This window comes from Cupriavidus sp. IDO, assembly GCF_000812465.1.
In the GTDB taxonomy this organism is placed as follows: domain Bacteria; phylum Pseudomonadota; class Gammaproteobacteria; order Burkholderiales; family Burkholderiaceae; genus Cupriavidus.
Genome location: NZ_JWMA01000079.1, coordinates 59,808 through 83,107 on the forward strand (window position 1 = coordinate 59,808; position 23,300 = coordinate 83,107).

Annotated in this window: 17 protein-coding genes and 3 tRNA genes; 10 read left to right on the top strand and 10 right to left on the bottom strand. The window is 65.0% G+C overall.

What is annotated here, in order from left to right; all coding sequences use genetic code 11:
- The first annotated feature begins 22 nt into the window (after positions 1 to 22).
- The 6 genes from RM96_RS22405 to pgi all read left to right on the top strand — a co-directional run bounded on the left by RM96_RS22405 (position 23) and on the right by pgi (position 7,780).
- Positions 23 to 988 carry a TRAP transporter substrate-binding protein gene (locus RM96_RS22405; protein ID WP_039013784.1) on the top strand — a complete coding sequence of 322 codons (966 nt, stop codon included), beginning with the start codon at positions 23 to 25 and terminating at the stop codon, positions 986 to 988.
- Between the two features lie 104 nt (positions 989 to 1,092).
- Complete coding sequence (locus RM96_RS22410; protein ID WP_039013785.1) at positions 1,093 to 1,644, top strand: TRAP transporter small permease subunit; 552 nt, start codon at positions 1,093 to 1,095, stop codon at positions 1,642 to 1,644.
- The gene (locus RM96_RS22415; protein ID WP_039013786.1) at positions 1,644 to 2,954 is read left to right on the top strand and encodes a TRAP transporter large permease; all 1,311 of its coding nucleotides are present in this window, start codon (positions 1,644 to 1,646) and stop codon (positions 2,952 to 2,954) included. The genes RM96_RS22410 and RM96_RS22415 overlap by 1 nt, the downstream gene beginning before the upstream one ends.
- A 75-nt stretch (positions 2,955 to 3,029) precedes the next feature.
- Positions 3,030 to 4,346 carry a D-amino acid dehydrogenase gene (locus RM96_RS22420; protein WP_039013787.1) on the top strand — a complete coding sequence of 439 codons (1,317 nt, stop codon included), beginning with the start codon at positions 3,030 to 3,032 and terminating at the stop codon, positions 4,344 to 4,346.
- Positions 4,343 to 5,953: a bifunctional ADP-dependent NAD(P)H-hydrate dehydratase/NAD(P)H-hydrate epimerase gene (locus tag RM96_RS22425; RefSeq protein WP_039013788.1), complete on the top strand. Its 1,611-nt coding sequence runs from the start codon at positions 4,343 to 4,345 to the stop codon at positions 5,951 to 5,953. The genes RM96_RS22420 and RM96_RS22425 overlap by 4 nt, the downstream gene beginning before the upstream one ends.
- A gap of 183 nt (positions 5,954 to 6,136) precedes the next feature.
- Positions 6,137 to 7,780, top strand: a complete 1,644-nt coding sequence (gene pgi / locus RM96_RS22430) for a glucose-6-phosphate isomerase (RefSeq protein WP_039013790.1) — start codon at positions 6,137 to 6,139, stop codon at positions 7,778 to 7,780.
- On the opposite strand, the gene RM96_RS22435 is transcribed toward pgi, so the two are convergent.
- Positions 7,777 to 8,475, bottom strand: a complete 699-nt coding sequence (locus RM96_RS22435) for an ABC transporter ATP-binding protein (protein WP_039013791.1) — start codon at positions 8,473 to 8,475, stop codon at positions 7,777 to 7,779. The two genes, pgi and RM96_RS22435, sit on opposite strands and share 4 nt — an antisense overlap.
- On the opposite strand from RM96_RS22435, the gene RM96_RS22440 reads away from it, so the two are divergent.
- Positions 8,474 to 9,127: an arylesterase gene (locus tag RM96_RS22440; protein WP_039013792.1), complete on the top strand. Its 654-nt coding sequence runs from the start codon at positions 8,474 to 8,476 to the stop codon at positions 9,125 to 9,127. The genes RM96_RS22435 and RM96_RS22440 overlap by 2 nt on opposite strands.
- A 76-nt stretch (positions 9,128 to 9,203) precedes the next feature.
- On the opposite strand, the gene RM96_RS22445 is transcribed toward RM96_RS22440, so the two are convergent.
- The 8 genes from RM96_RS22445 to mnmC all read right to left on the bottom strand — a co-directional run bounded on the left by RM96_RS22445 (position 9,204) and on the right by mnmC (position 20,299).
- Entirely contained in the window at positions 9,204 to 11,153 is a 1,950-nt protein-coding gene (locus tag RM96_RS22445; RefSeq protein WP_039013793.1) for a SurA N-terminal domain-containing protein, read from the bottom strand.
- 206 nt (positions 11,154 to 11,359) lie between these two features.
- Positions 11,360 to 11,436 (bottom strand) — tRNA-Asp (locus tag RM96_RS22450).
- Between the two features lie 50 nt (positions 11,437 to 11,486).
- A tRNA-Val gene (locus tag RM96_RS22455) sits at positions 11,487 to 11,562 on the bottom strand.
- A 222-nt stretch (positions 11,563 to 11,784) separates the two neighbouring features.
- Positions 11,785 to 14,196 carry an endopeptidase La gene (gene lon / locus RM96_RS22460; RefSeq protein WP_039013794.1) on the bottom strand — a complete coding sequence of 804 codons (2,412 nt, stop codon included), beginning with the start codon at positions 14,194 to 14,196 and terminating at the stop codon, positions 11,785 to 11,787.
- A gap of 255 nt (positions 14,197 to 14,451) precedes the next feature.
- On the bottom strand, positions 14,452 to 15,729 hold the full coding sequence (gene clpX, locus RM96_RS22465) for an ATP-dependent Clp protease ATP-binding subunit ClpX (protein ID WP_039013796.1): 1,278 nt from the start codon (positions 15,727 to 15,729) through the stop codon (positions 14,452 to 14,454).
- Between the two features lie 257 nt (positions 15,730 to 15,986).
- A complete protein-coding gene (gene clpP / locus RM96_RS22470) occupies positions 15,987 to 16,637 on the bottom strand; it encodes an ATP-dependent Clp endopeptidase proteolytic subunit ClpP (protein WP_039013797.1) in 651 nt (216 codons plus the stop codon).
- Between the two features lie 103 nt (positions 16,638 to 16,740).
- Positions 16,741 to 18,096 carry a trigger factor gene (gene tig / locus RM96_RS22475; protein WP_039013798.1) on the bottom strand — a complete coding sequence of 452 codons (1,356 nt, stop codon included), beginning with the start codon at positions 18,094 to 18,096 and terminating at the stop codon, positions 16,741 to 16,743.
- 229 nt (positions 18,097 to 18,325) lie between these two features.
- Positions 18,326 to 20,299 (bottom strand): bifunctional tRNA (5-methylaminomethyl-2-thiouridine)(34)-methyltransferase MnmD/FAD-dependent 5-carboxymethylaminomethyl-2-thiouridine(34) oxidoreductase MnmC, encoded by a 1,974-nt coding sequence (gene mnmC / locus RM96_RS22480; protein WP_039013799.1) that lies wholly within the window; start codon positions 20,297 to 20,299, stop codon positions 18,326 to 18,328.
- A 135-nt stretch (positions 20,300 to 20,434) separates the two neighbouring features.
- Here mnmC and RM96_RS22485 point away from each other — a divergent pair, with 135 nt between their 5' ends.
- The gene (locus tag RM96_RS22485) at positions 20,435 to 21,292 is read left to right on the top strand and encodes a 23S rRNA (adenine(2030)-N(6))-methyltransferase RlmJ (RefSeq protein ID WP_039013802.1); all 858 of its coding nucleotides are present in this window, start codon (positions 20,435 to 20,437) and stop codon (positions 21,290 to 21,292) included.
- A gap of 26 nt (positions 21,293 to 21,318) precedes the next feature.
- On the opposite strand, the gene RM96_RS22490 is transcribed toward RM96_RS22485, so the two are convergent.
- Entirely contained in the window at positions 21,319 to 21,747 is a 429-nt protein-coding gene (locus RM96_RS22490) for a VanZ family protein (protein ID WP_338011430.1), read from the bottom strand.
- A 615-nt stretch (positions 21,748 to 22,362) separates the two neighbouring features.
- Here RM96_RS22490 and RM96_RS22495 point away from each other — a divergent pair.
- Positions 22,363 to 22,449: transfer RNA gene (locus RM96_RS22495), tRNA-Leu, on the top strand.
- Between the two features lie 591 nt (positions 22,450 to 23,040).
- Positions 23,041 to 23,300: 3-keto-5-aminohexanoate cleavage protein (locus RM96_RS22500; protein WP_039013803.1), on the top strand; the 260-nt coding region annotated here is incomplete at its 3' end.

The window sequence follows — 23,300 nt, forward strand, 5'->3', positions numbered from 1 at the left end:
GCGCACACCAGGAGAGATCGAGATGCGAGTCAAGGCAATCGTTGCGGCCGGCCTGACGCTGGCCGCCATGGCGGCACAGGCGGACACCAAGTGGGACCTGCCCACCGGCTACCCGGCCGGCAACATGCACACGGAAAACCTGCAGCAGATGGCCAATGACGTGGAGAAGGCCACGGGCGGCAAGCTCAGGATCGTGCTGCATCCCAATGGCTCGCTGCTCAAGGCCAACGAGATCAAGCGCGGCGTGCAGACCGGGCAGGTGCAGATGGGCGAGATCCTGATGTCGACGCTCGCCAACGAGAACCCGCTGTTCGGCGTGGACGCGGTGCCCTTCCTGGCCACCAGCTACAGCGATGCCTACAAGCTGTGGCAGGCTTCGCGCCCCGTCACCGAAAAGGTGCTCGACAAGCAGGGCATGAAGCTGCTCTACGCCGTTGCGTGGCCGCCGCAAGGCATCTATGCGAACAAGCCGCTCGCATCGGCCGCCGACATGAAGGGCCTGAAGTGGCGCGCCTATAACCCGGCAACCTCGCGCATCGCCGAGCTGGTGAGCGCGCAGCCCGTCACCATCCAGGCAGCCGATCTGGCACAGGCCCTGGCCACCGGCACGGTCAACTCCTTCATGTCATCCGGCGCCACCGGCGTGGACACCAAGGTCTGGGAGAGCGTGAAGTACTTCTATACGGTGGACGCCTGGTTGCCCAAGAACATGCTGGTGGTGAGCAAGAAGGCGTTTGCCGCGCTCGACAAGCCTACCCAGGACGCACTGCTCAAGGCCATCGCCGATGCGGAGAAGCGCGGCTGGCAGGTTTCTGAGCAGAAGACGAAGGAATACCTGGCTACCCTGTCGCGCAACGGCATGACGGTGCAGCCGCCCGCGCCGCAGCTGAAGACCGACATGCAGAAGGTCGGGCAGACCATGGTGGAAGACTGGGCCCGTGGTGCGGGTGAAGACGGCAAGGCCATTCTCGACGCCTACCGCAAGTAAGCCAGCCGAAACGCAGCCTGCCCTCCCGGGCAGGCGCAGCACGCGGACCATGCCCGGCCTCTTGCGTGCGCCCTTTCATGCAGTCCTGACTACCGCCGCCCATCATGGATGCTCTCCCCTCCCGCAAGCGCTGGCTGGACCGGTTGCTTGACCTGTGCGCCGTGCTCGGCGCGCTCTGTATCCTTGGCGTCTGCATCATCATGATCCTGATGTCGCTCTCGCGCGAGACCGCCATCACCTTCAAGGGCGGCGACGACATCGTGGCCTGGCTGTGCGCGGCATCGGCCTTCCTGATCCTTGGCCAGACCTTCCAGCATGGCGGCATCGTGCGCGTGGAGATGCTGCTCGAAGCGGTGGGCCCGCGCCGCCGCCGGGCGCTGGAACTGCTGTCGCTGACCATCTGCCTGGTGTTCGCCGCCTATGCGGCCTGGGCGCTTGGCACCTTTGCCTGGCAGAGCTGGGACATCGGTGATGTCTCGCAAGGCCAGATCGTGATTCCGCTGTGGATGCCGCAAAGCTTTGCCGTGATCGGCTGCGTGGGCTTCCTGCTGGCGGTGGCTGACGAATGGCTGCGCGTGCTGCGCCGGCAGAAGCCGCGCTACCAGCTGGCGCAGGAAGCCAAGCTGGCCGCCGGCGACTTCGGGGAGACGGTCTGATGAGCACTGTCCTGGTCGCCCTGGTCCTGCTGCTGGTCATGATCGCCTTCCTGGCGATCGGCGCATGGATCCCCGTCGCCATTGCCGTGACCTCGTGGGTCGGGCTGGTGGTGTTTTCCGACCGCGAGGCGCTGGTCAACCTGGCCAATTCGTGGTGGTCGTCGAGCGCTTCGTACACGCTTGCGTCGCTCCCGCTGTTTGTGTGGATGGGGGAAATCCTCTTCCGCACGAAACTGTCCGAGCAGATGTTCAACGGCCTGTCGCCCTGGCTCAACTGGTTGCCAGGCCGGCTGATGCACGTGAACATCCTCGGCTGCGGCATCTTCGGCTCGGTGTCGGGATCATCCGCGGCAACGTGCGCCACCATCGCCAAATCGGCCCTGCCCGAACTGACGCGGCGCGGCTACGACGAGCGGGTCACGCTGGGCTCGCTGTCGACGGCCGGCACGCTCGGCATCCTGATACCGCCGTCGATCACAATGGTGGTCTATGCGGTCTCGGCCGATGTGTCGATCATCCGGGTGTTCCTGGCCGGCTTCCTGCCGGGCCTGCTGCTGATGCTGCTGTTCTCCGGCTATATCGTGGTCTGGGCGCTGCTGAACCCGGACAAGACCCCGGCGGCGGAACAGTTCGGCTGGAAGGCGCGGCTGGCATCGATCCGCCAGCTGATGCCCTGCATCATCCTGATCGCCTTCATCACCTGGATCATGATCGCCGGCTACTCGACCGCGACCGAGGCGGCAGCGTACGGCGTGGTGGCATCGCTGGCGCTGGCCTGGGCCGGCGGCTCGCTCACGCGGGCGGCATTCTGGGAAAGCCTGATGTCCGCCACGCGGCTGACGGCCATGATCATGTTCGTGCTTGGGGCCACCTCGTTCCTGTCGGTGACGATGAGCTTTACCGGCATTCCGCGTGCGCTGGCGGAATGGGTAGCGGCCCTGCAGCTCTCGCCATGGGCACTGATCGCGGTGCTGACGGTGATCTATATCCTGCTCGGCACGGCGCTCGACGGCATCTCGATGATCGCGCTGACCACCGCCACCGTATTGCCCATGGTGCAGGCTGCCGGCTTCGATCTGGTATGGTTCGGCATCTTCATCGTGCTGCTGGTGGAGATTGCCGAGGTGACGCCGCCGGTGGGCTTCAACCTGTTCGTGCTGCAAAGCATGACCGGCAAGGACAGCAACTACATCGCCCGGGTATCGCTGCCGTTCTTCATGATGATGGTGGTGGCGATCGGCCTGATCACCGTGTGGCCGGACCTGGTGACCTGGCTGCCCGATGTTGTCATGCAGAAGGAACTCAAGTAGCCGCCGCAGGGAAGTGCGCGCCGATCCCGGCATGGCGCCGCCTTCCGGGATCGTCGGCAAGGAGCAGTCAGACAGATGCATGTGATTGTCATCGGCGCCGGCGCAATCGGCGTCTGCTCCGCCTGGTACCTGCGGCAGGCCGGCTTCGAGGTGACGGTGCTGGAGCAGCGCGCCGCGCCCGCGCAGGAAGCCAGCTTCGGCAATGCCGGCGTCATCGCGCCGGGCTATGTCACGCCGTGGGCGGCGCCCGGCATGCCCGGCAAGGTGCTGCGCACCCTCTTCGCCCGCGAAGCGCCGGTCCTGTTCCGCCCCAGCCTCGACCCCGCCATGTGGCGCTGGATCTCGCGCTGGCTGCGCGAATGCAACCTGGAGCGCTATCGCACCAACAAGCTGCGCATGCAGCGGCTCGCGTTCTACAGCCGTGATTGCCTGCACCGGCTGCGCAGCGAGCTGGAGATCGACTATGAACAGTCGCAGGGCTACCTGCAGCTGTTCCGCACCGCCCGCGACCTCGACATGGCGGCGCCCGCCATTTCCCTGCTGCGCGAAAACAATGTCCCGCACCGGCTGCTGACCCCCGACGCGTGCCGGCGCGTGGAACCCGGCCTGGCCGCGGACACCGCACTGGCGGGCGGCCTGCACCTGCCCGAAGACGAGTCCGGCAACTGCCCCATGTTTATCCGCAGGCTGCACCAGCATGCCGAAGCCGCGGGCGTGCGCTTCCGCTTCGACACCACAGTGAGGCGGCTGCGTACGGGCAAGAACGGCGCGCTGACCATCGAGCTTGCGCCCGAGACGAAGGGAGGCACGTCCGAGACGCTGACGGCGCGGCAAGTGCTGCTGGCATCCGGCGCCAACAGTGCCACCCTGCTGCGGCCCCTGGGCCTGCGAGTGCCCTTGTACCCGGTCAAGGGCTATTCCGTTACGACGATGGTGCGCGACGAATTGCAGGCGCCGTTGGGTGCGCTGATGGATGAGTCGTACAAGGTCGCCATCACACGCATGGGCAATCGCGTGCGCATCGCCGGCACCGCGGAGCTGGGGTCGCGCAGGCTCACGCTGCGGCCGGCCGCGCTGCACACGCTGATCAAGGTCGCACGCGACTGGTTTCCGGTTGCGGGCAATTACCAGGAAGCGACGCTTTGGGCCGGAGCGCGACCGATGCTGCCGGATGGCCCGCCGCTGATTGGCGCCACCGCGGTCCCGGGCCTGTTCCTCAACCTTGGCCACGGCTCCACCGGCTGGGCGATGGCATGCGGTTCCGGCAAGATCGCTGCGGATACGATTGCCGCAAATGAGGGCGCGGGCTCCGGGCCCGGGATTGACATGGACGGGTTGACGCCCGCACGCTATGGCCTGGGCCCGGTCCGCCAGGACACAATGCAGCGATGAACACCCCTGATACCTCCCATTCATCAGCCAGTACAGTCCCCGTCGCCGGCTGGTTCGAACTGGATTCCGCTGCGCCACATGCCGTTCCGCTCTACGACGTGGCCACGATTCGCCGCATCGAGAACGCTGCGCTGGCGCAGCTTCCCGCCTTCGAGCTGATGTCACGGGCCGGCAGTGCCGCGGCCGGTTGGCTGGCGCAGCATGCGCCGCCGGGCGACCTGCTGTTCCTGGCCGGACCTGGCAACAACGGGGGCGACGCGCTGGTCGCGGCCACGCGCCTGCATCAGGCTGGGCGCAAGGTCGAGGTCTGGCTGGCTGCCGAACCGGACCGCCTGCCAGCCGATGCCGCGCGCGCGTGGCTCGAAGCCCGGACCGCGGCCGTCCCCCTGCGTTCGCTGCCTGGCGATACGGCCAACACCCTGCCGCCATGGCCCGCCGGCATTGCTGCGATCGTCGACGGATTGCTTGGCATCGGCCTGAACCGCCCGGCCGACGGCGCGATGGGATGGTGGATCGAACGGATCGCACAGGCGCCGGTGCCTGTCTTTGCACTCGACATTCCGAGCGGCCTTTTCGCCGACACAGGCGCCGGCGATCCCGCCGTGCGCGCGCGGCGCACGCTCACCTTCATCGGCGCCAAGCCCGGCCTGCTGACGCTGGATGGGCGCGACTGCGCCGGCATCATCGACATCGCGCCGATCGGGCTGGCCTATCCGCCGCCCGATGTGCCGCGCGCCCTGGTCAACGGGCCGGCCCTGTTCCGCCAGGCGCTGCCCGCGCGTCCACATGGGGCCAACAAGGGCAGCTTCGGCTCGCTGGCGGTGATCGGCGGGAGTATCGGCATGACGGGTGCGCCACTGCTGGGCGCGCGCGCGGCGCAGTTCCTCGGCGCCGGCAAGGTGCACATAGGCTTCCTGGCACAGCCCGCGCCGGTACTTGATCCGATCCATCCCGAACTGATGCTGCACCCGGTTGCCGAGATCGCACTGGCGGCGATGTCCGCGCTGGTGATCGGGCCGGGCATGGGAACCGGCGCAGCGGCACGAAAGCAGCTCGCACAACTGTTCCATACTGCCGCGACGGCCGATTCACCGCCCTCGCTGGTGCTGGATGCAGATGCGCTTAATCTGCTCGCCGCCGACACCACGCTTGCCGACGCTCTCGCGGCCACTGGCTTGCCGCGTGTGATGACGCCGCATCCACTGGAAGCGGCACGGCTGCTCGGCGGCACCGTCGCCGAAGTGCAGCGGGACCGGCTCCTTGCGGCAGCGGCGCTGGCGTCGCAATGGCAGGCTGTCGTGGTGCTGAAGGGATCGGGCAGCATAATCGCCTCGCCGGGACAGCCAGCGTGCGCCATCAACCCGACCGGAAACGCCGCCCTGGCCAGCGCCGGCACCGGCGACGTACTGGCCGGCATGACGGGCGCCCTGCTGGCGCAAGGCATGCCACCCCTGCAGGCCGCGCAGGCCGCCGTGTGGATCCACGGGCGCGCGGCCGACCGGCTGGTCAGCCAGGGCATCGGGCCGGCGGGGCTGACAGCCAGCGAGCTGTACGAACCGGCACGCGCGATCTTCAATGCCCTGCTGCGTGGCGAGGCAGCGGCGTGACGCAGACCGCGGATACGTGCGTCAGACAACGCCCGATGTGCCGGCCCGATTACCCCTGCTATCGTTGCATCTCGTAACGATATCCTGCCGCTTCGCAGCAAGACGGCCAGCCCGCACATATATACTTGCAACTGCGGGACGGAAACGGCCGCACTCGGAGCAACTAGAAAGATTTTGTCCTGCATGCCCACAGATCTTCACGCCTGGAATGCCCTGCTGCACCACCACGACGCCATCCGCGACACACAGATGCGAGAGTGGTTCGAAGGCGATGCGGCGCCTCGTGTTGCGCAGTTTTCGCTGGAAGCGGCCGGTCTTTACCTGGACTACTCGAAGAACCGGATCACGCCGGAAACGTTCGGGCTGCTGATGCAGCTTGCGGAAGAGGCAGGCGTGTCGCGCCGGCGCGATGCCATGTTTGCCGGCGAGCATATCAATGCGACCGAAGACCGCGCCGCATTGCACGTAGCCCTCCGCGCAGCCGCGAACGCCCCCTTCAAGGTAGACGGCAAGCCCGTCATGCCGGACATTCAGTCCGTGCTGGTCCGGATGCGCAGTTTCGCCGGGCGCGTGCGCAGCGGCGACTGGAAAGGTGCCAGCGGCAAGCCTATCACCGACATCGTCAACATAGGCATCGGTGGCTCCGACCTCGGCCCACGCATGGTGTGCCGTGCGCTCTCGCATCTGGCGGACGCGGACGGCAACGCGGCGCCGCGCATGCATTTTGTCTCCAATGTGGACGGCACCGAACTGGCCGAAACGCTGGTCCGCCTCGATCCGCACCAGACCCTGGTGATCGTCTGCTCCAAGACCTTCACCACGCTCGAGACGATGGCCAACGCCTGCAGCATGCGGGAATGGTTCCTCGCCAGTGGCGTGGCACAGAGCGGGCTGGCACGGCACTTTGTCGCGGTGTCGACCAATGTCGACGCCGTGCGCAAGTTCGGCATCGATCCCGCCAACATGTTCGAGTTCTGGGACTGGATCGGCGGACGGTTCTCGCTCTGGTCATCGGTCGGGCTTTCCATCGCACTGGCGGTCGGCTTCAACGCCTTCGCTGACCTGCTGGCCGGCGGCCGCGCCATGGACGAGCATTTCCGCACGGCTCCGATCGAGCGGAACATGCCGGTCATCATGGGCATGCTGGGCATCTGGTATCGCAACTTCTTCAGCTTGCCGACCACCTGCATGGCGCCCTACTCCACCTCGCTGGAGCTGTTCCCCGCGTTCCTGCAGCAACTGGAAATGGAGAGCAATGGCAAGTCGGTGCAGCTCGATGGCCGTCGCGTGCGGGCGCATACCTCGCCGGTGGTGTGGGGCACGGCCGGAACCAACGGGCAGCATGCCTACTTCCAGCAGATCCACCAGGGCTCGCAGATCGTTCCGGTCGATTTCGTCGCACCGCTGGTGCCACCGCGCAAGCTTTCCGGCCACCATGCCAAGCTGCTGGCCAACTGCTTTGCCCAGGCCGAGGCACTGATGCGTGGCCGCAGCGCGGACGAACTGCGTGCTGCCGGCATGACCGACGAGTTGCGCATCGCCCATATGGTGTTCGAGGGCAACCGCCCCAGCAATACGCTGCTGATGGAAGACCTCACGCCGCACGTGCTCGGCGCGCTGATTGCGCTCTATGAGCACCGTACCTTCGTGCAGGGCGTGGTGTGGAACATCAATTCGTTCGACCAGTGGGGCGTGGAACTCGGCAAGATCCTGGCACGCCCGATCGAAGCCGAACTGAGCGGCGGTGCCGTCGGCCAGCATGACGCCTCGACGGCGACGCTGATTGCCCGCGCACGCGCCGTGCTGGGTTCGGAGAACGAAGCCTAGATTTCTGTCGCCATCCACTCGTCGCTGGCCACGCGCCCCGCGTCGATGGTCAGGATGCGCGCGCAGCGCGCCGCGACTGAGCGGTCATGCGTGACCAGCACCAGGGTCGAACCGGCGTCGCGGTTCAGTTCGAACATCAGCGCAATCACCGCCTCGCCGGTCGCTGTGTCGAGGCTGCCGGTCGGCTCGTCGGCAAACAGGATATCCGGCCGCGCCACAAAGGCACGGGCGAGTGCCACACGTTGCTGCTCGCCACCCGACAGGGTTCGCGGATAGTGGTCAAGACGAGCGCCCAGGCCCACGCGTTCCAGCATGTTCACCGCGCGTTCGCGCACACTGTCCGTCTCGCCGCGCAGTTCCAGCGGCAGCATCACGTTCTCGAGCGCAGTCAGGTGGCCAACCAGCTGGAACGACTGGAAGACGAATCCGACATGCCGGCCGCGCAAGGCGGCGCGCTGGTCCTCGCCCAGGACGAACAGGTCCTGGCCGTGCAGCCGCACCGAGCCTGTCGTGGGCAAGTCCAGCCCGGCCAGCAGGCCGAGCAGCGTAGACTTGCCCGACCCGGATGCGCCGACGATGGCCAGCGTCTCGCCCGGCGTGACGGAAAAGGTCACGTCGTGCAAAATCGTCAGCGAACCGGTCGTGTCGGCTACGGTCTTTCCTAGTGACTCGACAGCGAGAATGGAAGAGGACATGAACAAAGTGATCCGAATCGGTTGGCGCAAGATGGCGCTGGCGGCCTGCACGACCCTGATGCTGAGCGCCGCGCATGCAGCCCAGGCAGCCCCGGCCGTGCTGGTACTAGGCGACAGCCTGTCCGCGGAATACGGCATCGCGCGCGGCGCTGGCTGGGTCAGGCTGCTGCAGGACAGGTTGCAGCAAGAGCGCTTCGATTATAGCGTCGTCAATGCGAGCATCAGCGGCGAGACCACCGTCGGCGGCAAGACGCGGCTGCCGGACCTGCTCGCGCGCCACCGCCCGGCGATAGTGGTGGTCGAACTCGGCGCCAACGATGCCCTGCGCGGCCTGTCGCTGCAAGTCACCGAATCCAATCTGCGCAATATCGTCAGCGGGGCGCAGAAGGCGGGGGCCAGCGTGCTGCTGATCGGCATGCGCATCCCCCCCAACTACGGCCAGGACTACACGGAGAAATTCTTCGCACTCTATCCCCGGCTGGCCGGCGAGTACAAAGTCCGGCTGGTGCCGTTCTTCCTGGACAAGGTGATTGCACGCCAGGACTGGTTCCAGGCAGATCACATCCATCCGACTGCCGAGGCGCAACCGGCGCTGCTCGATACCGTGTGGCCGCAACTCAAGCCATTGCTGAAAGCCGGCAAGACTCGATAGCAAACCCCTGCCCGCGCATAAAGCAAAAGCCCCTGCAGCGATGAACTGCAGGGGCTTTTTTGTCGGGCGGTGGCGATTATTGCGCGGCCGGCGCGCTGCCATCCTGGGCTTCGGTTGCAACGACCGGCTTGAGTACCTTCACCTTCGAGCGTGCCTTCAGGCTGTCGTAGTAAGCCTCCAGCTCGGTCTGGCCTGACAGCTGGCTCAGTTGCTGCGCGTCGGCCTGCCGTTGCGCGGCGTTCGCCTGCGCTGGCTGGCTGAGCTTGGTGATGCGATAGATGGCATAACCACCGGCACCAAGATCCACGCCAACCACGGCGGGCAGCTTCGATGCGTCGGCGCGCATGATAGCTTCCACTGCCTTGGGCTCCAGGCCTTCCACCTTGGTGCGCGAGACCGTGGCCGCGGCGCCAAAGCCTTCAGCGCTGTCGCTTTTCTTCAGGGCTTCGAGTCGCGCCTCGCCATCCTTGCGTGCCAGTTCGGCGGCTTGCTGGGCGATATAGCCCTCGCGCACCTGTGCCTGGACTTCCTCGAACTTGCGCACCGAGGACGGGCGATAGTCGACGATGCGCGCGGCCACCAGCGTGTTCGGACCAACCTGGACGGCCTCGGTATTGCGCTTGTTCTTGATGGCGTCATCGCTGAACAGCGCCTTGAGCACCTTTTCGTTGTTCAGCGGACTCTGCGCGCCCAGCGCCGGGTTCGGCTGGCGAGTCAGGTTGTCGGCGGTCTGGATCGTGAGCTTGAACTTGTCGGCAGCCGGCTTCAGGCTGTCAGCCTGCTCATAGACCATGTTGCCGAAGGCATCGGCCTGCTCGGCGTACTTCTTGGCTGCAAACTGCTTGCGCAATTCGGCCTCGAGCTCAGGACGAACTGCGTCGAGCGGCTTCGTCTCCGCGGGCTTGATGCCGGTCAGCTTGATGATGTGATAGCCGTAGTCGGTTTCCACCACGTCGCTGATCTGGCCGTCCTTGAGCGCATACATGGCATCCTCAAACGGCTTCACCAGCGCGCCATGGCCCATGAAGCCAAGGTCGCCGCCCTTCTCGGCCGAGCCCGGGTCCTGCGATTGCTTGCGGGCCACGTCGGCAAACGTATCGGGATGCTTGCGCAGGTCCTCCAGCAGCTTGGTCGCCTTGTCCTTGGCGGCCTGGCGCTCGGCGGCAGGCGCATCCTTGGGCGAGGCAATCAGGATGTGGCTGGCGCGGCGCTGCTCATCGGTACGGAAGCGCGCGATATTGCTCTCGTAGTACGACTTTAGCTCTTCCGGCGTGACCGACTGCGATGCGGCCAGCGCCTCGCCGGACAGCACCAGGTATTCAACCTTGGCCTGCTCCGGCACCGAGTAGGCCGACTGGTGGCTGTCGTAATAGGCCTTCAGGGCAGCTGCGTCCGGCTGCACCTTGGCCGCATAGCTGGCGGGCTTGAAGATCAGCGCCTGCACATCGCGCTGCTGGTCGCGTACGGCGATCAGGCGATCGAGCAGCGACTTCGGCACGAAGGCCGTTGCTGCAATCGAGGTGCCGAGCTGCTGCGTAGCCAGGTCGAAGCGCATGCGGGCATCGAACTGCTCGGGCGTCATGCCTTGCGAGGCCAGCAGTTGCAGATAAGCCTTGTCATCGATGGTGCCGTCCTGCTTGCGCGGCAACTGGGCAATGGCGGGAATGCTGTTGATCGCCTCGAACAGGCGCGCATTCGAAACCGTCAGGTGCTCGCGCGCCACTTCGTTCGCCACCACGCGCTGCAGGATCAGCTGGTCCAGCACCGTCTGGCGTGCCGCGGCGCCTTCGAACTGGCGCGGATCATAGTTGGTGCCCAGCATCTGGCGCATGCGCTCGCTCTGGTCGCGCACCACGTTGTCGACTTCCTGAACGGTGATGGCGCGGCCATCGACCTTGGCGGCATCGTGCGAGCTGTCCATGAAGCGCGAATAGCTCTCTACGCCGAAGAATACAAACGACGGGAAGACGAGCACCAGCAGAAGCAAGAGCATCAGGCGCCGGTTGTTGCGTACGAAATCAAGCATGCGGACTCAGGTAATGGGTTGGCACGAAAGACAAACTCCGCGATTCTATCAGGAGCCGCGCGGGCCGCAGCGTTTGTGAGGCCCGCGGAACATCGGAGCCACCGCGCAAATCCCGCCGGCGCGCCGGCGGGACAAAAAAAAATGGCCACCCGAAGGTGGCCATTCTTGCCCGGACCGCCGCGACGCGGCTTGCCTCGGGTGACTACTGGCGGAGTGGACGGGACTCGAACCCGCGACCCCCGGCGTGACAGGCCGGTATTCTAACCGACTGAACTACCACTCCTGTGTCGGTGCATCCTGCCGACACTAACGTCAGCCTTGCAATGATGGAGCTGGTGGGTGCTGAGGGGCTCGAACCCCCGACCTACGCCTTGTAAGGGCGCCGCTCTACCAACTGAGCTAAGCACCCGCTCGACCATCGCAGGCAGACTGCCTGCAGGTTGCTACGCTTCGCGCTTCACGGCGTTTGCCGCTGTTCGCGTTGCGAGGGCGCAAGTGTAATACATGTTTTTCCGGTTTGCCAAGCACTCTTCGCAACAATGTCGGGTGATCCGGAAGGCGCCGAAAAAAGAAAAACGCCGCGGAAACCTCCCGCGGCGTTCTTGCCTCTGCAACGGCTACCTCGCCGCCATCAGTGGTGGATCATCTCGACCTTGGCCGCCGCCTTGTCCGCCACTTCGGCGGGCTTGGCTTCTTCCTCGGCAAGCGGCTCGGGCTTGCGCTCGAGTGCCAGCTCCAGCACCTTGTCGATCCAGCGCACCGGAACGATTTCGATGGCGTTCTTGACGTTGTCGGGGATCTCCGCCAGGTCCTTGACGTTCTCCTCGGGGATCAGCACCAGCTTGATGCCGCCACGGTGGGCCGCCAGCAGCTTCTCCTTGAGACCGCCGATCGGCAGCACTTCGCCGCGCAGCGTGATCTCGCCGGTCATCGCCACATCGGCACGCACCGGAATACCGGTCAGCACCGACACGAGTGCCGTCGTCATCGCACCGCCGGCCGACGGGCCGTCCTTGGGCGTGGCGCCTTCGGGCACGTGGATGTGGATGTCGCGCTTCTCGAACATCTCATCCGCGATACCCAGGCGACGCGCCCGCGAGCGCACCACCGAGCGGGCCGCCTCGACCGACTCCTTCATCACGTCGCCCAGCGAACCGGTGCGGGTGATGTTGCCCTTGCCCGGCATGATCGCGGCTTCGATGGTCAGCAGGTCGCCGCCCACTTCCGTCCACGCCAGACCGGTCACCTGGCCAACCTGGTTTTCCTTGCCGGCAAGGCCGAAGTCGTACTTGCGCACGCCGAGGAATTTGTCCAGGTTTTCCGAGTCGACCTTGACCGTGCCGGCCTCCTTCTTCAGGAGCAGCAGCTTGACCACCTTGCGGGCGATCTTGGACACCTCGCGTTCCAGCGAACGCACACCCGCCTCACGCGTGTAATAGCGGATGATGTCGCGGATCGCGCCTTCGCTGACCTCGATCTCGCCGACCTTCAGACCATTGTTCTTGATCTGCTTGGGCAGCAGGTAACGCTGGGCGATGTTGACCTTCTCGTCCTCGGTGTAACCCGACAGGCGGATCACTTCCATACGGTCGAGCAGCGGCGGCGGGATGTTGAGCGAGTTCGACGTCGCCACGAACATCACGTCAGACAGGTCGAAGTCCACTTCGATGTAGTGGTCCTGGAACGTGTGGTTCTGTTCCGGGTCCAGCACCTCGAGCAGCGCCGACGACGGATCGCCGCGGAAATCCATGCCCATCTTGTCGATCTCGTCGAGCAGGAAGAGCGGATTGCGCACGCCGACCTTCGACAGGCTTTGCAGGATCTTGCCCGGCATCGAGCCGATGTAGGTCCGGCGGTGGCCGCGGATCTCGGCCTCGTCACGCACGCCACCCAGTGCCATGCGCACGAACTTGCGGTTCGTGGCGCGCGCCACCGACTGGCCGAGCGAGGTCTTGCCCACGCCGGGAGGCCCGACCAGGCACAGGATCGGCGCCTTCAGCTTGTCCACGCGCTGTTGCACCGCGAGGTACTCGAGAATGCGTTCCTTGACCTTCTCCAGGCCATAGTGGTCTTCGTCGAGCACGCGCTCGGCGTTGGCGAGGTCGTTGTTGACCTTGCTCTTCTTGCGCCACGGCAGGTTCACCAGCGTGTCGATGTAGTTGCGCACGACCGTGGCTTCCGCCGACATCGGCGACATCAGCTTGAGCTTCTTGAATTCGGCGTCGGCCTTCTTCTTGGCTTCCTTCGGCATGCGCGCAGCCTTGATGCGCTTGTCGAGTTCTTCCAGGTCGGCGCCCTCTTCGCCCTCGCCCAGTTCCTTCTGGATGGCCTTGACCTGCTCGTTCAGATAGTACTCGCGCTGGCTCTTCTCCATCTGGCGCTTGACGCGGCCACGGATGCGCTTTTCCACCTGCAGGATGTCGATCTCGCCCTCGAGTTGCGACAGCAGGCTTTCCAGGCGTTCGGTCACATTGACCATCTCCAGGATCTTCTGCTTCTGCTCGAGCTTGATCGGCAGGTGCGCGGCGATGGTGTCCGCCAGGCGGCCTGCCTCGTCGATACCCGACAGCGAGGTCAGGATCTCGGGCGGGATCTTCTTGTTGAGCTTCACGTACTGGTCGAACTGCGACACGATCGCGCGGCGCAGGGCCTCGGTCTCCGCGCTTTCGGCCGGTGCGGGCGGCACGGGCACGGCTTCGCACATGAAGTGCGACTCGTCCTCGCTCACCTCGCGGATGTTTGCGCGTTGCGTACCTTCGACCAGCACCTTCACGGTACCGTCGGGCAGCTTCAGCATTTGCAGGATATTGGCGATGCAGCCGACCTCATACAGGTCGCCCGCCGTCGGCTCGTCCTTGGCCGCCGTCTTCTGGGCCACGAGCATGATGCTCTTGCCCGACTCCATCGCAGTCTCAAGCGCCTTGATGGACTTCGGGCGACCCACGAACAGCGGGATCACCATGTGCGGAAACACCACCACGTCGCGCAGGGGCAACAGTGGGAGGCGAATCGGCTCGGCCGGGAGGAGTTGTGTTCCGGACATCATTTTCCCCAAGTCAGTCATTTAAGGCGTAAATTGGGCCGCCCGAATCGATTACAAGACACCGGCAAATCGATTCGATATTGCAAGGCATATGACGCTCCCTGCACCTGCAGGCCCCTCTGAAACAGCATACCCGCGTTTCCTCCCCTTCGTCGGTGGAATTGAAGAAAAAAAGCCGTTCGCTTTTACGCGAACGGCCTTTCGGACTCGCTGCCGGTGTAGTCCTGACCACTTGACCACAGGCGCGCCCTCGCGTCAGTTGGAGCCAGCTACCTTTGGCTGCTGCTCCTCGTACATCAGGAGTGGCGGCGCATCCCCGGTGATGGTGTTTTCATCGATCACGACCTTCTGTACGCCCTTGTAGTTCGGCAGGTCGTACATGACGTCCATCAGCGATTGTTCGAGTATCGAACGCAAGCCGCGGGCGCCCGTCTTGCGGCGAATCGCCTTGCGGGCAATAGCAGAGAGCGCTGCGGGCCGGATCTCCAGCTCGACGCCTTCCATCGCCAGCAGTTTCTGGTATTGCTTGACCAGCGCATTCTTCGGCTCGACCAGGATCTGCATCAGCGCGGCCTCGTCCAGCTTGGCCAGCGTTGCCACCACCGGCAGGCGGCCGATCAGTTCGGGAATTAGGCCGAACTTGATCAGATCTTCCGGCTCGGTCTGGGGCAGGACTTCGCTGACATCGCGCTCTTCCTTGCTCTGGACCTGCGCGGCGAAGCCAATGCCGGTCTTGTCCGAGCGCTGCATGATCACCTTTTCCAGGCCATCGAATGCACCGCCGCAGATAAACAGGATGTTGGTGGTATCCACCTGCAGGAAATCCTGGTTGGGATGCTTGCGGCCACCCTGCGGCGGCACCGAGGCCATGGTGCCCTCGATCAGCTTCAGCAGGGCCTGCTGCACGCCCTCGCCCGAGACGTCGCGCGTGATGGACGGGTTGTCCGACTTGCGCGAGATCTTGTCGATTTCGTCGATGTAGACAATGCCGCGCTGCGCCTTCTCAACTTCGTAGTTGCAGTTCTGCAGCAGCTTCTGGATGATGTTTTCGACGTCCTCGCCCACGTAGCCGGCTTCGGTCAGTGTGGTGGCGTCGGCGATCACGAACGGCACGTTGAGCAGGCGCGCGAGCGTCTGGGCGAGCAGCGTCTTGCCTGAGCCGGTCGGCCCGATCAGCAGGATGTTGCTCTTGGACAGCTCGACGTCATCCTTCTTGCCAAGGTGCTTCAGGCGCTTGTAGTGGTTGTAGACAGCCACCGCCAGAATCTTCTTGGCCTGTTCCTGCCCGATCACGTACTGATCCAGGCTCTCACGGATTTCGTGGGGCGTGGGCAGGTCGGACCTGGCGGCCGCGGTCGCGTCCTTCTCAGACGCCGTGGCCTCGTCGCGGATGATCTCGTTGCAGAGGTCGATGCATTCGTCGCAAATGAACACCGACGGGCCTGCGATGAGCTTCTTGACCTCGTGCTGGCTCTTGCCGCAAAACGAGCAATACAGAAGCTTCTCGCTGGATGAACCTTTTTTTTCCGCCATAGGAATCAGTCACTTAGCAGTGTGCGCAGCACAGGGCAGAAGGCCCCGAGGCAATACGCTTCAAACGGATCATACGCCAAAACAATTGGCACAGCCGGCAACGCCCCCCACGCTGTGGGGCAAACGCAAAAAACGAGGCACAAGGCCTCGTTCCGGTGTAGCCTTCGCCATTTGAGCAGCCGCTTGCGCCACGCGCTTCACGCGCCGCAAGCATGGCCGGCCGCCGGTTCGCCTTGCGCCTCGGCGGCCTTGCTGCATCAGCCGCGGCGGGTAATGACCTTGTCGATCAGGCCGTAATCGACGGCCTGGTCACCGCTCATGAAGTTGTCGCGATCGGTGTCGCGGGCAATCTTCTCGACCGGCTGTCCAGTCACTTCCGACAGAATGCTGTTGAGCCGCTCGCGCAGGTACAGGATCTCGCGGGCCTGGATTTCGATATCCGAAGCCTGGCCGCGCGCGCCGCCCAGCGGCTGGTGGATCATGATGCGCGAGTTGGGCAGCGCCGAACGCTTGCCCTTCGCACCAGCCGCCAGCAGGAATGCACCCATGCTTGCCGCCATGCCCATGCAGAGCGTGGACACGTCCGGCTTGATGAACTGCATCGTGTCGTAAATGGCCAGGCCAGCCGACACCGAGCCGCCCGGCGAATTGATGTAGAGCGACACGTCCTTGTCCGGATTCTCACTCTCCAGGAACAGCAGCTGCGCCACCACCAGGTTGGCGGTCTGGTCGTTGACTTCACCGACCATGAACACCACCCGCTCCTTCAGCAGACGCGAGTAGATGTCGTAGGCGCGCTCGCCCCGGCCGGACTGCTCGACCACCATCGGCACCAGCCCCAGACCCTGGGTTTCCAGCGCCGAAGCCTGCGTGGTGGCGAGACGGTCAAGCAAATCATTGCGGGTCATGCAAGTTCTCCAGGGTATCGATGGATGGCAAGGAACTGTCGGGAACGCTCGGAACCGCGACCGGCCCCACGCCTTGGCGCGGGACAAACGGTCAGGCCCGGCCTCAGGCTTGTTGCTGGTTGCCTTCGGCGGTGAGTTCCTCGAAGGACACCGACTTGTCGGTGACCTTGGCCTTGCCGCACACGAAATTTACCACGTTGTTTTCGAGCACGTAGGCTTCCATCTCGGCCAGGCGCTGCTGGTCGCCGTAGTACCAGCGCATGACTTCCTTCGGGTCTTCGTAGCTCTTGGCGAAGTCCTCGATCTCGGCCTTGATCTGGTCAGCCTTGGCTTCCAGGCCGTGGGCCTTGACGATCTCGGCCAGGATCAGGCCCAGCTTGACGCGGCGCTCAGCTTGCTGCGTGAACATCTCGGCCGGAATCGGCATGTCCTTGGCGTTCGGCATGCCGCGTTGCTCCAGGTCACGGCGAGCCATCTGCACCAGGCGCTCCTGGTCCTGCTCGATCAGGGCCTTGGGCACGTCCAGCTCGCTCACCTTCAGCAGCGCGTCCATGACCTGGTCCTTCAGCATGGCGTGCGTGCGGCGCTTGACTTCGCGCTCCAGGTTTTCGCGGATGTCGGCGCGCATCTTCTCGACGCTGCCGTCGGCGATGCCGAGCGACTTGGCGAACGCATCGTTCACTTCCGGCAGGTGGGCCCACTCGACCTTCTTCAGGGTCACGGTGAACTCGGCGGTCTTGCCCGCCACTTCCTTGCCGTGGTAGTCGGCCGGGAACGCCAGCGGGAAGGCCTTGCTTTCGCCAACCTTCAGGCCCAGCGTGGCTTGCTCGAATTCGGGCAGCATGCGGCCTTCGCCCAGCACGAACGGGAAGTCTTCGGCCTTGCCGCCGGCGAACTCTTCGCCTTCGATCTTGCCGACGAAGTCGAGCGTCACGCGGTCGCCGTTCTTGGCGGTCACATCGCCGCCGCCGTCACCGTGCTCGCCGGCTTCGCCGCGCACGTGGTAGTGCACGCGCTGCTTGCGCAGGATGTCGATGGTCTTGTCGACTTCGGCTTCGGTGATTTCGGTGGAGGTGCGGGTCACTTCCGCGGCAGTCAGGTCGCCCAGCTTGACTTCCGGGTACACCTCGAAGGTGGCGTCGAAGGCCACTTCGTCTTCGCCCACGCCGTCGGTCTTGACTTCAAACTTCGGCTGGCCGGCGACCTTCACGTCCTGTTCTTTGGTGATGTCGAAGAACTTGCGGGCAGCCTTGTCGAAGCGCACTTCGAACTCGACTTGCTGGCCGTATTGCTTCTCGACCATCTTCATCGGCACCTTGCCCGGACGGAAGCCCGACATCTTCACGGTCTTCGACAGGCGAACGAGGCGCTCCTGCTTTTCCTTTTCCACTTCGGCCTTGGGAATGGCCAGGGTCACCTTGCGGTCCAGTTTGCCGAGGTTTTCAATGACGTTCGACATGGTCGTTGATCCAATCCAGAAATGTAGTTGTGTTCGTAGGCGCAACCGCTTGCGCACCCGCCCGTCCGCGTACCGGCGAGGCGCCAGCCACGTACGCCACTGCCAGACAGGCACCGGCGGGCACTCGCGAACCGCAAGCTCCGCGCAAACGGAAAACGGGGATTATCGCACGGTTTTGATTCGGTTCCGGCAGTTTTTACCCTGACCGGGCACGGAAACGCACCTGCCGCTATGCTGCCCGTCCATGGCGCAGGGCGCGCAGCAGCAGCCGCGCCGGATCCATGGCATCGACCAGGTCGGACTCCAGCGGCAGCGGCTCGCCCTCGATCTGACTGGCGAGCAGTTCCGCGCCCAGCGCTGCCCATGTGAGGCCGCGTGACGCATATGCAAGTGCCGCGTAAAGCCCGGGCTGGCGCGGGATATCGCGCAGGTGCGCGCCACGCAACCCCAGGGCCGCCGCCCCGGCGGCAGCTTCATCCGGCATCTGCCCGATCAATGGCAGCCGGTTATGTGAAACCGTGCGCACGCCCACATAGCCCGAGAGAGTCGCCACATCCAGCCTCGCAATGCGGGCCGCTTGCTCCGGAAGCATGTCCGCAAGCCGCGCGAGATTCTCGAGGTGAACATCGGGCCGCTCGACCAGAGGCCCCTCGTCAGCGTCATAGCTGGAGCCGACGCGCGCACTGCCGTCGGCGGTGCGCGGCAGCAGATATCCGGCACCCGTGACCACGCAGTCCGGCCACGCGCCGAGCGCGTCGACCTGCTCGCCCGAAAATGCTGTCAGCTGGCCGCGTACACGCCGCATCACCTGATGATGCATGGGCATCAGGCGCTGGGCCTCGTACGCGTTGGCGAGGATCAGGACAGGTGCCGATGCCAGCACCGCGCCGTGTTCGGCCGTGGCCTGCCACTGACCTTCCACCCGCGCGATGTGCGCTACCTCGCAGCCGAATCGAGGATGAACGGCATCGCCGGCCTTCAGCATCTGCGCCCGGCAGATATCGGGAGGCGCCACCCAACCACCCTGTGGGAACCAGAGCCCGCCCCGGGGTACGGCCGCGCCGTGGGACGCCTTCGCTTCCCCGGGGGTCATCCACCGGACAAAGTCCTCCGGCAAGCCAAGCGCTGCCAGCGCGGCCCGCTGCGCCTCGCCCTCCACCTCGCCCTCACCGATCTGGAGGACGCCACAGCCATGCCAGCCGACCGGATGCCCGGCTTCCGCCAGAGCCTCCCAGGCACGTAGTGCGTGCAGGTTGCCAGCGCGAGACAAGCGCGACAGCAGACTGTCGTCGGGCGAGATATGGGCGTGCATGGCTGCCGCGCGATGCGCCGAAGTCTGCCGCGCCGGCCCGTCATGCCGGTCAAACAACGTCACCCGCCAGCCGCGCGAAGCCAGCCGCTCGGTGATTGCACAGCCGGCCAGTCCCGCGCCGATCACGATGGCATGCCGTTCCGGCCAGCTGGCCGCAGGGCTGGGCGCATGCCGGCGCGATTTCCAGGCCGGCAGGAAATGCGCAACCGTCATGTCCCGCTTGCCGCCGAATCCGGGCGCCTTGCTGACCTCGAACCCGACCGCCTGCAGCCCGCGGCGCACGAATCCCGCCGCGGTATAGGTCGCCAGCGTGGCGCCCGGCCGCGCCAGCCGCGCCAGCCCGCGGAACACGGTGGGCGACCACATGTCGGCGTTGCGCGCTGGCGAGAAGCCATCCAGGTAGAACGCGTCGGCGCCCGCCACCAGTTTCGGCAGCAGATGCTCGATATCGCCGAGCGCCAGCGTCAGGATCACCGCCCCGCCGTCGAAGCTCAGCCGATGCAGGCCGGGCAACGCGGCTGGCCAGGCCGCTTGCAAAGCCTTGGCAAACGGCAGCAACTCGCCCAGCCCGGCGTGCAACTGCGCCAGTCCCTCACGCGTGAATGGATGCTTTTCGATCGAGACAAAATGCAGGCGGGCACAGCGTTGCGGATCGTTGCGCCAGGCCTGCCAGGTAGCGAGGAAATTCAGGCCTTGCCCGAACCCGGTTTCGACAATCACGAACTGTTCGCGCCCGGCCCAGCCCTGCGGCAGGCCGTTGCCGCCCAGGAACACATGTCCGGCCTGGGCAAGGCCGCCCTCGGTGCTGTGATAGACGTCGTCGTAACGGGGGGAATACGGTGTGCCTTCGGCCGACAGGATCGGCTCGGCGGGCTCGAGTGCGCGCGGCATAGACAAGACAGGAACTGGAAAACAAGCGAGGGGGCAAGGCCGGACAACCCGCGGCGGATGGTAGCATAGCGCCCTTCCCGCAGCCTTCACGCCGCCTCGCCCCTGAACAGGGCCAGGGCCGCTCCCGTTCCCGCCATGCTCAGCTACCGTCATGCCTTCCACGCCGGCAACCACGCCGACGTCCTGAAACACGCCATCGTGGTGCAACTGCTGGAGCACCTGACGCAGAAGGACAAGGCATTCTGGTATATCGACACGCACGCCGGCGCCGGGCTCTACGCGCTCGACCACGCCTACGCGCAGAAGAAGGCCGAGTTCGAGACCGGCATCTCGCGGCTATGGCAGGCGGCTGCCGGCGGCACTGCCCTGCCCGCCATGCTGGACGAGTATCTCGACCAGGTTCGCGCGCTCAACCCCGAAGGCGGCCTGCGCCACTACCCCGGCTCGCCCTGGCTTGCCTGGCAGATGCTGCGAGACCAGGACCGGCTGCGCCTGTTCGAACTGCACAGCACCGAAATCCAGGTGCTGCGCGACAACTTCCGCGGCGCCGGCCGCAAGGTCATGCTGTATGACGGCGACGGCTTCGGCGGCATCAAGGCAATCCTGCCGCCCCCGCCCCGCCGCGCGCTGGTGCTGATCGATCCCTCGTATGAAGACAAGCAAGACTATGCCCGTACCGTGCAGACTTTACAGGACGGGCTGCAGCGCTTCGCCACCGGCATGTACGCGATCTGGTATCCGCAAGTGCAGCGGCGCGAATCGGTGCAGCTACCCGTGCAGTTGAAGAACCTGCCGCTCAAGAGCTGGCTGCACGTGAGCCTCACCGTCAAGCATCCGGTCGACGGCGGGCTCGGCCTGCACGGCAGCGGCATGTTCATCGTCAATCCGCCGTGGCGGCTCAAGGAATCGCTGCAGGAAGCCATGCCAGTGCTGGTCGGCCTGCTGGGCCAGGACGACGGTGCAAAGTTCATGCTGGAAGCCGAAGAGAACTGAGCGCCGAGCCCGCCGACGCCTGCGCCCTACTCGCGCGAGCCGGCGACCCCGGCACGACTGAACTTTGCCAGCAGCCAGTCGACCACCACGGCCAGCAGGATCCCGATGCTGTCGGCCAGCAGGTCCGCCCAGTCGGCGTCCCGGTAAGACGTCATTCCCTGCAGCAGTTCGATCAGGCCGCCATAGGCCACCAGGGCAAACAGTACACCCACGCCCCGCCCCACATACGCCCGCCGTCCGAGCAAGGCAAGCACCAGGAACGCCAGCGCGTGGTTGGACTTGTCCCAGCCTGTGGTTGGCATCGGCTGCGTTGGCGGCATCAGCGAAAGGACGAGCACGGCTATCGCGCAAGGCCAGAAAAGCAGGCGCCATCGGCCCGGCGTGAGGGGATAGAGGGAAACAGGCGGCACGAGGCGGTTCACCTTGGTAGCGGACGACATCAAGACTACCAGCATGACGTCCTGGCTGACGCTCTCGCAGCAGGCAGAAAAAACCCCGCCGCGGCGGGTTTCGTTTCCCCGGGCTTATGCCCAGCACATCCGGCCCCGATAGCCGCGGCGATCAGCAGCGGCCCTTCTTTGCCTGACCGGGCGGGCAAAATGACTCATTTCCGTATTGGTCAACCCGGCAGTTCCCCTTTTTCGCCTGGCCCGGCGGGCATCCCTGGCCACCGCCATAGCCTTCATCGTAAGGGGCAACTACGCAGCCGGACAACAGCAATGTCCCGGACGCGATCAAGAGGGCAAGGAGGGATTTCATGGCTCGCTCATTGTGGAGTAATTGTGAGCTAAGGATACCTCCGGGCGATATCGCCATCTGTAAGGAATCGTGTCGGCTCAGAGGACCCGGCAGTCTCTGGGCAAGGCAAACAAGGCCGGACATTGGGGCTAGATTCCCCCGACGCCTTGCGCTACAATCCGCAGCCTCGTTGCGCTGCAGGCGCAGATTGTGCCAGCGGCAATTGAGACGGAAAGAAGGCGGGCAGTTCCAGCCGCCTTTTTTGCTTTCCCGTCCAATGCATGCGCCGACGAGCATCGCGGCCACCCTTCCGGGTCGGCGCCGCAAGGACTGCGAGGGTGGCGAAATTGGTAGACGCACCAGGTTTAGGTCCTGACGCCAGCAATGGTGTAGGGGTTCGAGTCCCCTCCCTCGCACCACCCCACTTCGTGTGGTGAATTAGCCACACCCCCCACCTCTTCCGATTTCGCGCATCTGGTAACTGACGGCAAGCAGCCTGCCGGAATGCGCCGCCGCGTCTCCAGCATCGGCCTTCGCCCGGCGACGATGTTTCGTGCGGGAAAGACCAAGGCTTCACTGCGCGCCCCCCCCACGCAGGCGATTCTTTCAGCGCGTCCAGATTCCATCTAGCGGTCGCAGCCAGATCCACTATGCCGATGGCCTGGCACGCGTTCATGCTTGTGCGCGTTCAGACTTCCGCGCCGATGTCTTTTATGGCCGGCCGGCACCGGTCGGGTCAGCAGACCGGGCACCAGATCCAAAGAGGGACGCCACTTCCATTGCAGCATCGGCAAGGGCGTGAAGCACGCCATGAGCACCAATGTCCGCTGCCGGACGGAAATCAGGCATCGCGTTTTCCCTGATCGCCCCGAAATGTCAAACATGCGTCCCGGATAGTCAACTCCGTCCTCGCCAGTGATGGATATTTTGGTACCGGAAGGTTTTCGCGCGACGGCCAACGGATACGCGCAATCTGCCACCCACAGACATATCCCGATCAGGAGCAAGGCATGCAATTCCTCGACGATTCCCTGCACCCCGAAAACATGGACAAGGTGGTCATCACCGTGGCCCCCTACGGCCCCGAGTGGATGCCCGCGGATTTCCCGGAAGACATTCCGGTGACGATGGAAGAGCAGGTCCAGAAGGCCGTCGATTGCTACAACGCCGGCGCCACCGTGCTGCACCTGCACGTGCGCGAACTGGACGGCAAGGGCTCCAAGCGCCTGTCCAAGTTCAACGAGCTGATCGCCGGCGTGCGTGCCGCGGT